This window comes from Cryobacterium sp. Y50 (assembly GCF_002929805.1).
GTDB lineage: Bacteria > Actinomycetota > Actinomycetes > Actinomycetales > Microbacteriaceae > Cryobacterium.
Window position 1 is genome coordinate 1 of sequence record NZ_PJJM01000043.1, and the last position, 12,496, is coordinate 12,496.

Sequence of the window (12,496 nt, forward strand, 5' to 3'; positions counted from 1 at the left end):
TTCATCTGGACCAAATCCGCGGAACAAATCCTCGAATCCCTCAAACGACTTCTACAACGAACTTCCGACGCAGGACACTAGATCAAGGGTGTGCGATGTGGAAGGGCATGTTCTGGTTGGTGGCGCGATCATTCCGGAAGTTGGCACCGGCGTTCATGAAGTCGCTCCGGCTGCGGAGATACGTTGGCACGAGTGTCACAACGAAGTGAATGGAGTAAACCTATGACGATCACTGAACATCTATCGCCTGAGACTGCGGTAATGGACGCGGCCAACAGGACCGACATCGAATTCGACTCAGACGGGGTCACCCTCCGCGGCTGGTACTACCGTGCCGAATCTGGCTCGCATCTTGGCCCCACCATCGTCATGGCCCACGGCTATGGTGCAGTGAAAGAGATGTACTTAGACCGGTACGCGGAATACTTCTCTGCCAATGGTCTGAACGTCCTTGTGTACGACAACCGGAACCTCGGTGCGTCCGAGGGGACTCCGCGCGGCGAGATCGACCCATGGCGCCAGATTGAGGACTACCGCAACGCAATCACGTTTGCCGAGACGCTACCTGGCACTGACCAGAAGCGAATCGGTATCTGGGGCTCGAGCTATTCCGGGGGCCATGTCCTCGTCGTCTCCGCCATCGACCGCCGGGTCAAGGCCGTGAGCAGTCAGGTGCCTGTCGTTGACGGCGACGCGAACTTTCGCCAACTCGTCCGTGCCGATTTCATCGACGCTGCCCGTACGGGATTCGACGAGGACCGCCGTAACCGGTTCACCGGCGGTGATCCGGCGATGATCGACATTGTCAACGAGGATCCGATGGCTCCGAGCGCATTGCCGACCCCGGACTCTTGGCGGTGGTTCGACGGTACCCATAAACTCCGCGCGCCGAGCTATGTCAACTCGTGCACGTTGCGCAGTGTTGAGTCGTTCTCCACCTACCAGCCCGGCGCCTACCTGCGCTTGATCGCGCCAACCCCGCTGCTGATGTGTGTTGCCGACAACGACGTATTGACGTCCACACGGACTGCCTTGGCCGGTTATGAGGAAGCGAACGAGCCCAAGAAGCTCGTGATCCTTCCTGGCGGTCACTTCGATGCCTATGTTGGCGGATTTCAAATTTCGGCGGGCGTCCAGCTCGCTTTCTTCACCGAACATCTGGGGGCCTGAGAAGCATGAGACTTGAAGGAAAAGTAGCTGTAATTACGGGCGCGAGCTCTGGCTTTGGCCGCGAGAGCGCACTGCGCTTTGCTCAAGAAGGCGCATCGATCGTCGTCGCCGACATCACGGAGAAGCCTCTCGCGGGGGGATTCGAAGCTGATTTGAACACGTCGACCGCTGAGCTTATTCGTGAACGCGGTGGCCGCGCCGTTTTCGCAACCTGCGATGTGACCAAGAAAGCCGACACGGATGCGGCCGTAGCGGTAGCTGTCGAGGAGTTCGGGCGACTGGACATTATGTTCAATAACGCTGGCATCTACCGAGGCGGCAAACTCATCGAAGAGTTCACGGATGCCGACCTCGACGCATGCTTTGCAGTGAACGTGAAGGGAAGCTTTCACGGAGCACAGTCCGCCATCGCGCAGTTTCACCGGCAAGAGCGCGACGAAAAGGGAACGCTCGGTAACATCTTGAATCTTGTGTCGACGGCGGGCCTCGGCGGGCACCCCAAACAATCCGTATACAACATCTCGAAGGGCGCCCAAGCCAACCTTGTGCGCTGCCTCGCGATCGAGTACGGCGAACAAGGAATCAGGGTTAACGGTATCTGCCCAACCTATGCGAAAACAGCCCTCACCCGCGCGCTCTACGACGATATGGACTTCGTTCGTACCTTCGCAGAGAGCGTCCCGCTGAAACGTTGGGGCGAAGTGGAAGATGTGGCGAACCTCGCCGTCTTCCTCGCAAGCGACGAGTCCAGCTATATTCATGGTGACCTGATCCGGATCGATGGCGGCGAGACCCTGTCTCGCTATTCCGTCTAGCTAACACCTCACGAAAGGGAACACACGCATGTCTGAACAGAAAGTCGCCGTCGTTACCGGAGCGAGTTCGGGGAATGGTCGCGCCATCGCGCTGCGCTTAGCCACCGACGGCCTCATCGTGGTCTGCTCCGACCTCCAGCCCAACGCCCGACCCGGAGGGTATGACGAGGAGCCTGATGTCCCGACCCACGAATTGATCGAGACGCGTGGTGGTGCGGCCACGTTTGTCGTTGCAAACGCCACCTCGATGGGGGAGATGAGTGAGGTCGTTGAGGCCGCTGTGAGCCAGTACGGACACCTCGATGTGATGGTCAACAACGCGGGCATCTTCACGGGTCTTGCGACAATCGTCGACGAGAGTGAAGAGGACTTCGACAAAACCATCGCTGTCAACCTGAAGGGCGTCTGGATTGGCTCGAAGCTTGCGATTACGCAATTCCTCCAGCAGGAGGTGAATGGTAATTCGCGCGGAACCGTCGTCAACATCGCCTCGATCGGAGGCCTGGTCGGGCTGGCGCAAGAGCCTGGCTACTGCGCCTCCAAGGGCGGAGTCGTCAACTTGACCCGTCAGCTCGCGGTCGACTTCGCCGACAAGAAGATCCATGTGAACGCTGTTTGCCCCGGGTTCCTCGAGACCGCCCTGGTCAGACCGTTCCTGGATGACCCCGATCTCAACGCAGGTCTCCACGCCCAGTCTCCCTGGCCGAATCTCGGCACGGCAAGCGACGTCGCCAAAGCCGTATCGTTTCTTGCCGGGGACGAATCTGCGTGGGTGACCGGATCCAACCTGGTCGTCGACGGCGGCTTCACCGCGCGTTAGAACACCATCCGGCAGGATTTCCTCGACGCACATACAGGCGGGGAATCCTGCCGGATGTTTACATAACTGCAGTTCAGTGGGCGAACCCGTCGGGCATGGTCACCTCACGCGTTCTTTTGGTGTGAGCTGCTGCGGATATCTCGGACAATGGGGCCTCGTAAAATGGGGCGTTACTGAAAGTAGAGATCAGCAGCAGCTCACTTCGTTATAGAAGTCGTTTGTGGGATTCGAAGATTTGTTTTGCGGATTTGGTCCAGATGCATGGTTTGGGGTTTTCGTTCCATGCTTTCACCAGAAAGAAAACGGCAGGAAATCAGGAACGGTTCAGAACCCCTCGCTTTCGACGGCTAACGTTCACAGCCGGGGGCGCTCTGACTGAGGGGACAAGGCGCGAAGTTGCAGTTCGTGCACCCAGGACTTCTTTGCTGCGGCGACGAGTTTCTGGTCTGCCTTTGACAACCGGATGACATTGCCTATCAAGTCGAAGGCGCCACCGATCATGGTGGGCAGATCTTCAATGTCCACGGTGGAGGCTCGATGGAGGATCTCGGAGGCGACCGCTGGCTCGACACCTTCCAGCTTCATCAGCGCGAGAATCTCGCGAGCATCCTTCTGGCCCTTCTCGGAGAAGTGCCGGTCGAGGAGTGCTGCCATCTTGGTCGCGATGTGGGCCTCGAGGCGCAGGAGGGTCCACTTCTCGAACGAGAGCTCATCAGGGTATTCGGCGAGCACTTCAACCTTCAGGCGCAGTTTGCCACCGAGTTGAGATTCGTAGGGCAGGTAGATGTCGAGGTGAACGTTGTCGATCGTTGCCCGGAGCTTTCGTCCTTGGTGGTTGTTGCTGGGCGAGAGGTCGGTCATCAGCTGTTCGAGTTTGTGGCGGCTCTCCTGGGAGGTGATGAGGTCGATGTCGAGGCTGATTTCGCCTCCGACTCGAACGAACGTTGCCCACCCGCCGATGAGAATCGATGGCTCGAGGTCGTGACCCAGCCGGTCGACGAGTGCGCGGATGACTCCGTGCTCGTCTTCGTAGAGGTTAGGCACGGGCGCGCTGCTCCCAATCGGCGTCGGCGAATAGTTGTGCTTTCAGCGCACGGGTGAACTCGGCGGCTTGCCATCCTGGGCTCGCCCACAGGTCGGCGTAGGTTTGCGCGAGGCTGGCGTATCCGGAGCGCCAGGTGCGTGCCGCGACCGGATCTTCGGTGAGGATGATGACCTCATCGCCCACCGGGAAGGCATTCTGAGACAGGGTACGGGGGGTGTAAACGATACGGCGGCCGAGATCGGCGACCGTGTTGCGGCCACCGAGGTAGTGTATGGCTGCGGTGCTGCCACTGAGCGCGTAGTCGACCGCCATGTCGTCCAGTAATTCTTGGGTAGCGGGAAGGGTTGTTGACACCATCGTGTCGGCACGTAGGTTGCGGTGGGCGGCGAAGGCTTCGAGAAGTTTTTCGGGAGAGACGACGGTGTAGCCGCGACGCGAGTTGGCACGAACGGCTCCGATGTCGAGAAGTCGTCCCAGCGCCTGATGAGTGGTGGACGGCGCGACGGACGCTGCGTCGGCGATAGCGCCGATGCTGGCCCATTCCCGTCGATCGTCCAGGGCTGCGTCGGCCAACGTGCGCCAGACGATCTCTACGTTCTTCATCGCACCATCATCGCAGATTTCATAAAAATATGGAAGACAGCATCCGTGTTTATATGAAACTATGCCGTCGGTCGGGAAATTCCATTTTTGGCGCGTACTGCTCAAACCCCCATATTACTATCCGTAAACGTGGAGACAAATGGGGCCGAAGAAGGACGAGCAGGGACATGCACGGAATTCACTTCCCTGTCAATTCCCCAGTCAGCCTATGGGCTCGGGACGTTCAGGGATATCGGTTCCCATGTAATTCCTAAGGAATAGGTTTTACGACGCATAGACGACGTGCTCCGTGTTGCCGGAGATGATTGCTCTGTCGATCGCGGTGGCCACGCGCACAGCATCTGCAGCTTCTCGCATTGTGACCGGGGTCTCGATTTCCCCGCGCACGGCGCGTAAGAACGCATTGAGCTCTTCATAGAGCATTCCCTGCGGCGCTCCATATACCGATCCGGCGGTCGGGACTGGGTAGGTGAGAACGTTGCTGTAACAGCTCATCCCGAAGTCATGGGCGTCGATTCGCACTTCGCCGCTGTCGCCGATCAGGCGCAGCCGGGCGTCGATGTCGGTGGGGTACTCGTCGGGGAGGCCCCAAGCTGCTTCGAGTGCCACAACCCCGCCGCCGGCGAGGCGAAGGTTCCCGGTGACCGCTACGGCCTGCCCGCCGTCCGGAGTGCGCTGTTCGGACTCGAACGCCTGCACTGCAATGACGCGTTCACCTGCGATCCAGGTCAGAGCATCGATGTCGTGGATGCCGAGGAAGAAGGTCACGGAAGTGCGTCCGTTGACACGACGGGCGACGCTGACCTTATTATTGCGCCGAACGTTTCCGTGGATGACGGAGCCGATCGAACCGGAGGAAACTAGGTTTTTGGCGGTAATGTATTGGTTCGCGAACCGGAGTGTGTGACCGGGCATCGCGACGACTTTGGATTCCTCCGCGACGCGCACCAGATTGTCGGACTCTTTCACGTTGGTCGCGATCGGCTTTTCGAGTAGCAGATGCACGCCAGCCTGCATGATCTTCACGGCGTCGTCGTGATGCAAGTGGTCTGGAGTGCTAAGCGTGACCGCGTCGACGACGCCGGCCTCAAGCAGTTCAGTCGCGCTGCTGAATGCAGCGCAGCCGATCTCGGTTGCGACGCCGTCGGCGACACGGCGGGCAAAATCGGCCACTGCTGTCACTTCGACGCCGGGGATATTGCGGTAAATGTCGAGGTGCTCGCGGCCAATGGCGCCAAGCCCGATGATGCCTACACGAACCATGGTGGTTTCTCCTTAGATTTAATATTCATTTGACGCCGCCGAACGACAAACCGCGAGCCATGTGCTTGCGGACGACGATGGCGAAGATGATGATGGGGAGGGCGCCGATGACTCCGGCTGCTGTAAGGCGTGCCCAGTTGGTGCCGTAGAAGCTCAGGAATCCCGAGATGGTGACGGGGACGGTTTGGTTGTCGCCGCTCGTGAGGACGAGCGCGTAGAGGAACTCGTTCCACGATTGGATGAGCGCGAGCACGAAAGTTGCGAACATGCCGCCCCAAACATTCGGCACGATCGTGTGGAAGAGCGTTCGCCATTCACCGAGGCCGTCGATCATCGCCGCCTCCCGGATGTCGCGGGGGAAGTTGGTGAGGAACGACCGGAGAATGAGAACCGCAAGCAGGATGGCGTAGAACGTGTGCACGATCGTCAGACCCAGCACATTGCCCGTGAGCCCCACGCCGAAGAACGTCCGATAGAACGGTGTCAGGCTCAGGACGGGCGGGATAGTAGTGAGAAGGAGTACACCGAGAGTGAGTCGGGCGGATCCTGTTGCCTCCGGCGGCCAGACCTGAGTGGTCAAGTACGCCAAAGGCAAGCCTGCTGCGATCCCAACGATGCTGCTAATAATCGCAACCATCGTGCTCGTGAGCATGGCCTCGCCCATGCCGCCGTCGACCCAGGCGTTGAGATAGGCGTCGAATTGCGGTACGAAGAACCAGACCGGCGTGGGGCTAAAGGCGTCGACGTCGCTCTTGAGCGATGTACTAACCAGCCAAAAGATGGGGGCGATGCACCAGATTGTGAAGATATAGACAATGCCAACCTTGATGGCCTGGCTTATTGAGTTGCGCAGCTTCATGGACGTGCCTTTCGGATGCGCAGCCCCATGAGCCGTGTCGCTGCGGGGAAGAGGAGCATGAGAATTGCCACCGAAACGATCAACCCGACGGTGGTCGCGTATCCAATATCAAAGGTCTCGAAGCCGAGCTGGTAAACGTAATTACTGATTGCGAGAGTGGATGTCCCAGGGCCGCCCTTGGTCATAGTGTCGACGAGTGCAAAGGTTTTCACCGAGTCGATCAAGCGCAACAGCATCACGATCGAGAGTACGGGGGCGAGCATCGGCAGAGTGATGTGCCGGATGAGCCGCCAACCGTGGGCTCCGTCGAGCGAGGCTGCCTCGAAAGGTGCCGGGTCAAGTGACTCGAGACCCGCGAGGACAATGATGATCACGAACGGGGTGTTCTGCCAGATCTCGACGAGGATGATCGCCGGCAGAGCGGTCGCGGGGTCGGAGAGGAACGCGTGATCACTCCCGAGTCCGAGCACGCCGAGGACATAGTTAACGATTCCCGAGGTGGGGTCGAGCATGAGTCGCCACATGAGGCCGGCGACCACTGGGGTGAGCACCATAGGTATGAGGATTAATGCTCGAATTACTCCCTTGCCGGGCATCCTCCCGTTGATAAGCAGAGCTATCGCGACACCGATGACCATCTCGAATCCGACGCCGACGATGACATAGGTCAGCGTGACTCTGATCGAGCCGAAAAAGTTTGCGTCGGCGAACGCGCGGGTGAAGTTGTCGAGACCGACGAAAATGTCGGCGCTCCCCGGCCGGAGAAGGTTCTCGCTGTGGGTAACGAGCTGGAAACCCTGGATAAGAATGATGAGCACGAGCGGCACGATGATCACGGCTGCTGGCACAAGGAGGGAACCTCGTGCCAGCAGCGTTTTCGTGTTTCGCCGCCGTGTGCCGCGCTTCTTGACGTTGTGACGCCGGCTGTTCCCAAAGGAGTCGGTGCTCGACGACGTCGAGGTTGGTGACGACATAGTTGCTTTCAGTTCGGCATTACGACGACGGGCGGGTTACTGCAGCTGCGATTCGAGAGCTTCCTGAGCCGCGTCCATCGCCTCCTGCGCCGTCTTCTCTCCTGCCAGGATCTGCGAAAGAGACTGTCCGACGGTCGTGATGATGGTGTTGGCGTCCTGCCCGGCGGGGAGGTACTCGAGGTTGCCCGTTTTGAGCTGGGAAAGCACTGCCTCTTGGAACGGCGCGTACTTGGCGGCATATTCGTCGCTGTTGAGCACGTCGGTGAGGGTCACTCCCACGGCTTCGCTCGTCTCGACGGCGTTCTTCTGCACGGCCTCGCTTGTAGCCCACGCCATGAATTTGTAAGCGGCTTCCTTATTCTTGCTGAACTTGCTCAAGTAGAGGGCGTGTACGTTGAGCGAATTGTCGGTGTTGCCCGACGTGGGAGGGTCGGAAATCGCGTAGGGGATCGCGGCATAGCCGACCTTGCCGGCGATAGTGGAGGCGGACGCGTCTTCGTTGTATGGGCCGTTGGCGGTCGCGTCGATGGTCATTGCAGCTGTGCCTTGAGTGAAGGCGATGCGGTTCTGCTCCCAGCCGAAATTACCGACGCCTGCGGGGCCGTAATCATTAAGCAGATCAGCCCAGAACGCGGCGGCTTCAACGGCCTCGGGGGCGTTGACGGCGATATTGCCGTCTTTGTCGTAGTAGTCGCCGCCGAAGGCGCGGAGGAAGCCGGACCAGGGATAGACGCTCTGGATGCCGGGAGCACCACGCAAAGTAATGCCGGCGATCTCGCCGTTGGACTGTTCCTCAATAGTTTTCGCGTTGGCCATGAGCTCGTCCATGGTCGTGGGCGGACCGTCGATGCCGTATTGTTCGAAAAGGTCGGTACGGTACATCAGCCAGGTGCTCTCGCCGTACATCGGGAGGCCGAAAGTGGCACCATCATCGGTCGTCATCGGCGCGATGTAGGGCTCGTAGAACTGATCGAACGAGTTGAAGTCGCTGGCGCTGTCCTCATACTGCGAGAGGTCCTCGACAAAGCCGGACTCGTAATATCCGCTGCCGTAGGTGTTGTCGGTAAACACGACGTCATAGGCGTCGGACTTCTGGCTGAAGTTGAGCAGGATCTTCGCCGCCTGGTTGCTGTAAGGGACGGTCTCGACCTTGACGTCGATTCCAGTTTCCTTCTCAAACTCCGGCAGCATCGCCTTGATGTTGTCGGTATACGAAATGTCCTCGGCAAAGAAGGTGACCGTCCCGCCCCCAGCTGTCGTGCTATCTCCGCTGCTGCAGGCAGCAAGGGTTGCTGCCAAAGCGGTGGCTCCCACCATCGCGCCAACCCGCATCAACGTTCGGGTGTGTGCCCGGTTCCTGTCCATAAAATTCTCCTTTGAAGCTTGTGAAGTGAAAGATTGATTGATGTGAACGACAAACCTAGTGTTATTGAAGTTCCCTAGGATTGCGGCTACGCTATCACCGAGGCCAGCCCCTCGCAAGATCGGTAACGCGACCGTTACATTGACCATCGCCCAGGCAGAAGAGAGACAAACGTGCCGAACTTAGTATTCGACATCGGCCAATCGGGCACTCGGCTTCGGCTCATGGAACCCCACAGACCGTTGGGCGAGCACAAGTTGGAAGGCTTTGCCTACGGTTCGAACCTGCCCGCCCTCGTTGAGGGCATAGTCGAAGCTGCCACGAAAGTGTTCAGAGTTTCCACGTTCGATCAGGTTGCGGGCGGGTGCACGGGCATCTATGGGAATGTGCCCGACTTCACGACGACAGCCCAGCGATTGGCCGAACGACACGGAGTTCGGAGACTTGTCGTCGCGGACGATGGGGTCATTGCGTACCTTGCTGTATTCGGCTATGACCCGGGCGTTATCGTCGCTGTGGGCACTGGCTTGGTCGCCCTCGGCTCGGGACCGGACGGAGCGGCCCGAGTCGACGGCGTCGGTTCTCTCATCGGCGACAATGGTGCCGGATGGTGGATCGGCCGGGCCGGCATCATCGCCGGACTCAGCCATTGGGATGGTCGGAGTGGCGGTTCCCGTGTCCTGCTCGGCGCATTGGAATCTCGGTATGGCTCGGCCAGCGACTTCCCTCGCGCACTTGCCGCAGATCCTTCCCCGATCGCCCGAGTAGCGGCCTTCGCTGAAGACGTCGCACTTGCCGCGCGCGCTGGTGATCAGGTCGCCGCTGCCATCTGGCAGGATGCCGCGCATTACATTGCGGCCGCGGTGACGGCCGCTGCCCACCGTTCGGGACTGAGATCCGGGCTGCGCTGGTGCATCACCGGGCGCATCGCCGAATCTCTCGATCTTCTCGAACCGTTCCTCGATGACGCCGTCCAGGCGCAGTCGCGAGGAGCGACCAGGGTAACCGCACACTCAGAACCCCTGGATGGAGCCGCATTGCTCTTAGACCTTCCCGATCCCACCACCCGCTTCTCGTCGATGATCGGCGAATTCAGTAACGAACGAGGTACAGCATGACCACTCCCGCTAGCGTCATACTTCCGCGCGGAGTAGCGATTTCCTGCCAGGCTCCGAAAGAGAGCCCTCTCCGTATTCCCAGCATCATGGCCGCCATGGCTGTTGCCGCCGAAAAGGCGGGCGCCGTCGCCATCCGCGCCGAGGGCTTCGACGACATTGCGGCGATAATCGCCGTATGTGCCCTGCCGGTCATCGGTATACGCAAGCACCGGTATCCCGGCAGCGATATCTACATCACGGCCACCAAGGCTGACGTCGACCTAGTTGCCGACGCTGGCGCGACCATCGTCGCTTTGGATGCCACGAGCACGCATCGCCCCGGTGGAGAAACCCTCACCGAGGTCGTCGCCCATGCGCACCAACGAGGTCTCCAAGTCATGGCGGACCTATCCTCGGCTGCTGACGCGACGGGCGCACTCAACGCAGGCGTCGACTATCTTGGAACAACTCTCGTCGAGGCAAGCCGAGACGACGTACGCCTGGGAGGGCCGAACATTTCCGTGATCCAGCGCATTGCCACGGAGCACCCCGAGTCCGTGATCGTCGCAGAGGGAAGATTCGCGACCGCCGACGACGTGACGCTCGCCTTTACCGCCGGGGCTGGTACGGTCGTGGTCGGCAAGGCAGTGACCGATGTCTATGCACTCACCAAGGACCTTGTCGCGGCGTCCAACACAGAGTCCGATTAGGCTCTGGCGAACGGGGATACTGCAGATGGCTCATCCTTTAACCGAGAGGAACAAGAGTGGCCGCAAAATATGAGGAAATCCTCAAGGACCTGTCCGTCACCATCGCCGAGATGAGCCCTGGTGAGAAGCTCCCGAGTGAGCAGCAGCTCGCCGACAATTACTCCGTCTCAGGAATGACCGTGCGCCGAGCACTTCAGGTACTCACGTCTGCGAAAAGAATCGTCGGCATCCGCGGCAAAGGGACATATGTCGCCCAGCCGACGGTGACGAAGAGGATGATACTCACTTCTTTTACGGATTCTATGAAAGCCGCGGGGATGGTCGCCCGCGCCGAGGTCATTACAGCGAGCCTCGAATTGGCCACCCCAGAGGTGATGGCGTTACTTGGGATGCCAGCCGGGGAGCAGGTGCTTAAGATCGCACGCCTGCGGTATGGCGATAACACCGCGCTATGTATCGACCGGACGTCGCTACGCGCCTCAAATTTTCCGGGCCTACTTGGGAGCGATCTCACCGGCTCCCTCTACGAATTGATGCTCAAACGCTATGGCATCGAACTCTCCCGGGCGGAATCTCGGATCTCCGCAGTTCTTCCCAACGCGGAAGACGCCGCACTCCTCAAAATCCCTGCGACGATGCCCTGCATCCGAGTGGCCTCACGGAGCCGGACCGACGATGAGAACATCGCCGAGAGCACCGTGTCGCTCTATCGCGGTGACCTCTACGAGCTCTTCATTGAACCAGAAAGCTCGCCGCGCTACGGAGGACCGGCAATTGTCGGGGCGGCGTGACCCACGGGTGTGTCTTGGTAATGGTGTTTCCGGCGTTTTTCATTAGTAGGATTCTGCGTTCGGCCAGCGGTCGTGGAAGGTGATGGCGAAGGCGTTGAGAGCTGGTTTCCAACGCATCGTCCAACGAGCTCGGCCCTCACCGGTGGGGTCGAGACTTCGAGTGACCAGATACAAGCGTTTTAGAGCGGTCTGCTCGGTGGGGAAATGTCCTCGAGCACGCACCGCCCGCCGGTATCGGGCGTTGAGCGACTCGATGGAATTTGTGGAGCAGATCACCTGGCGAGTCTCGGGGTCGTAGGACAAGAACGGGGTGAACTCTTCCCACGCCGACTCCCATAACCGGATGATCGCGCCGTATTTCTTCCCCCAGATCTCGGTCAGATCATCCAACGCCGCCCGCGCCGCGTCAACGGTCGGAGCGGTATAGATCGGTTTCACCGCTCGTTTCATCGCATCCCAATCCTTCTTGGAAGAGAGCTTGAACGTGTTCCGAATGATGCACGTCTGCATCTCTTCGATCACCTTGTCTGTGATGCGGGAGATGGTCTCTTTGGAGATCTGCGCGCCGTAGATCTGGTTGAAGTGTGCGCTGATCTCCCCGGTCGTGAGGCCGCGGGCATACAACGACAGCACAATCTCATCGACCCCGGTCAAACAGCGTCGTCGTTTGGTACGATCACGGGAGTGAACGTGGCGTCCCGGTCACGAGGCACTTGAATGGTCACCGGCCCCGTCGACGAGCTGATCACCGTTTTGGACCGGGTTCCGTTGCGCACGTTCGAGTCGTCACGGTCGTCTGGATGTGGCATTCTGAAATGGCCCCAGTTTTGAAGTTTGTTGCATGGCGTATTCCAGTCAACGTCGCAACACCTAACGTTTAGGAATAGCGATGGAAGACAATTCACGAACCCGGAAAAAGGGCACCGGCGCGCTGCCGATGGCCGAGACACGTGTTGAATATGCTCGGCTCATGAGGCAAGGAATCA

Annotated in this window: 12 protein-coding genes and 1 pseudogene; 6 read left to right on the top strand and 7 right to left on the bottom strand. The window is 59.5% G+C overall.

What is annotated here, in order from left to right; genetic code table 11:
* Positions 1 to 222: 222 nt before the first annotated feature.
* Genes CXY73_RS00810 through CXY73_RS00820 form a run of 3 tightly spaced genes read left to right on the top strand, consistent with a single transcriptional unit; the run spans position 223 to position 2,805 of the window.
* The gene (locus tag CXY73_RS00810) at positions 223 to 1,170 is read left to right on the top strand and encodes an alpha/beta hydrolase (RefSeq protein WP_199185235.1); all 948 of its coding nucleotides are present in this window, start codon (positions 223 to 225) and stop codon (positions 1,168 to 1,170) included.
* 5 nt (positions 1,171 to 1,175) lie between these two features.
* A complete protein-coding gene (locus tag CXY73_RS00815) occupies positions 1,176 to 1,985 on the top strand; it encodes an SDR family NAD(P)-dependent oxidoreductase (RefSeq protein WP_104176497.1) in 810 nt (269 codons plus the stop codon).
* A gap of 28 nt (positions 1,986 to 2,013) precedes the next feature.
* Positions 2,014 to 2,805 carry an SDR family NAD(P)-dependent oxidoreductase gene (locus CXY73_RS00820; RefSeq protein ID WP_104176498.1) on the top strand — a complete coding sequence of 264 codons (792 nt, stop codon included), beginning with the start codon at positions 2,014 to 2,016 and terminating at the stop codon, positions 2,803 to 2,805.
* Positions 2,806 to 3,159: 354 nt separating this feature from the next.
* Here the strand turns inward: CXY73_RS00820 and CXY73_RS00825 are convergent, their stop codons facing one another.
* From CXY73_RS00825 to CXY73_RS00850, 6 genes are all read right to left on the bottom strand, one after another.
* Positions 3,160 to 3,849 (bottom strand): hypothetical protein, encoded by a 690-nt coding sequence (locus CXY73_RS00825; RefSeq protein ID WP_104176499.1) that lies wholly within the window; start codon positions 3,847 to 3,849, stop codon positions 3,160 to 3,162.
* Positions 3,842 to 4,453: a hypothetical protein gene (locus CXY73_RS00830; protein ID WP_104176500.1), complete on the bottom strand. Its 612-nt coding sequence runs from the start codon at positions 4,451 to 4,453 to the stop codon at positions 3,842 to 3,844. Before CXY73_RS00830 ends, CXY73_RS00825 begins: the two co-directional genes overlap by 8 nt.
* 264 nt (positions 4,454 to 4,717) lie before the next feature.
* Positions 4,718 to 5,716, bottom strand: coding sequence for a Gfo/Idh/MocA family protein (locus tag CXY73_RS00835; RefSeq protein WP_104176501.1), 999 nt, complete (start codon positions 5,714 to 5,716; stop codon positions 4,718 to 4,720).
* Positions 5,717 to 5,741: 25 nt separating this feature from the next.
* Positions 5,742 to 6,575: a carbohydrate ABC transporter permease gene (locus CXY73_RS00840; RefSeq protein WP_104176502.1), complete on the bottom strand. Its 834-nt coding sequence runs from the start codon at positions 6,573 to 6,575 to the stop codon at positions 5,742 to 5,744.
* The gene (locus CXY73_RS00845; protein ID WP_158253969.1) at positions 6,572 to 7,423 is read right to left on the bottom strand and encodes a carbohydrate ABC transporter permease; all 852 of its coding nucleotides are present in this window, start codon (positions 7,421 to 7,423) and stop codon (positions 6,572 to 6,574) included. Before CXY73_RS00845 ends, CXY73_RS00840 begins: the two co-directional genes overlap by 4 nt.
* Before the next feature lie 162 nt (positions 7,424 to 7,585).
* Positions 7,586 to 8,914, bottom strand: coding sequence for a sugar ABC transporter substrate-binding protein (locus CXY73_RS00850; RefSeq protein ID WP_158253970.1), 1,329 nt, complete (start codon positions 8,912 to 8,914; stop codon positions 7,586 to 7,588).
* A 171-nt stretch (positions 8,915 to 9,085) separates the two neighbouring features.
* On the opposite strand from CXY73_RS00850, the gene CXY73_RS00855 reads away from it, so the two are divergent.
* Genes CXY73_RS00855 through CXY73_RS00865 form a run of 3 tightly spaced genes read left to right on the top strand, consistent with a single transcriptional unit; the run spans position 9,086 to position 11,510 of the window.
* Positions 9,086 to 10,030 carry a BadF/BadG/BcrA/BcrD ATPase family protein gene (locus CXY73_RS00855; RefSeq protein ID WP_104176505.1) on the top strand — a complete coding sequence of 315 codons (945 nt, stop codon included), beginning with the start codon at positions 9,086 to 9,088 and terminating at the stop codon, positions 10,028 to 10,030.
* A complete protein-coding gene (locus CXY73_RS00860) occupies positions 10,027 to 10,719 on the top strand; it encodes an N-acetylmannosamine-6-phosphate 2-epimerase (protein WP_104176506.1) in 693 nt (230 codons plus the stop codon). Before CXY73_RS00855 ends, CXY73_RS00860 begins: the two co-directional genes overlap by 4 nt.
* A 56-nt stretch (positions 10,720 to 10,775) precedes the next feature.
* Positions 10,776 to 11,510: a GntR family transcriptional regulator gene (locus CXY73_RS00865; RefSeq protein WP_104176507.1), complete on the top strand. Its 735-nt coding sequence runs from the start codon at positions 10,776 to 10,778 to the stop codon at positions 11,508 to 11,510.
* Between the two features lie 42 nt (positions 11,511 to 11,552).
* Here the strand turns inward: CXY73_RS00865 and CXY73_RS00870 are convergent.
* A pseudogene (locus CXY73_RS00870) lies at positions 11,553 to 12,301 on the bottom strand (transposase); the annotation flags it as partial.
* Positions 12,302 to 12,496: the final 195 nt, after the last annotated feature.

Excerpts from the sequence above, each read along its gene's own strand:
- CXY73_RS00850 (WP_158253970.1), bottom strand. The coding sequence starts at position 8,914 with ATGGACAGGAACCGGGCACACACCCGAACGTTGATGCGGGTTGGCGCG.
- CXY73_RS00815 (WP_104176497.1), top strand. The coding sequence starts at position 1,176 with ATGAGACTTGAAGGAAAAGTAGCTGTAATTACGGGCGCGAGCTCTGGC.
- CXY73_RS00835 (WP_104176501.1), bottom strand. The coding sequence starts at position 5,716 with ATGGTTCGTGTAGGCATCATCGGGCTTGGCGCCATTGGCCGCGAGCAC.
- CXY73_RS00820 (WP_104176498.1), top strand. The coding sequence starts at position 2,014 with ATGTCTGAACAGAAAGTCGCCGTCGTTACCGGAGCGAGTTCGGGGAAT.
- CXY73_RS00840 (WP_104176502.1), bottom strand. The coding sequence starts at position 6,575 with ATGAAGCTGCGCAACTCAATAAGCCAGGCCATCAAGGTTGGCATTGTC.
- CXY73_RS00860 (WP_104176506.1), top strand. The coding sequence starts at position 10,027 with ATGACCACTCCCGCTAGCGTCATACTTCCGCGCGGAGTAGCGATTTCC.
- CXY73_RS00810 (WP_199185235.1), top strand. The coding sequence starts at position 223 with ATGACGATCACTGAACATCTATCGCCTGAGACTGCGGTAATGGACGCG.
- CXY73_RS00830 (WP_104176500.1), bottom strand. The coding sequence starts at position 4,453 with ATGAAGAACGTAGAGATCGTCTGGCGCACGTTGGCCGACGCAGCCCTG.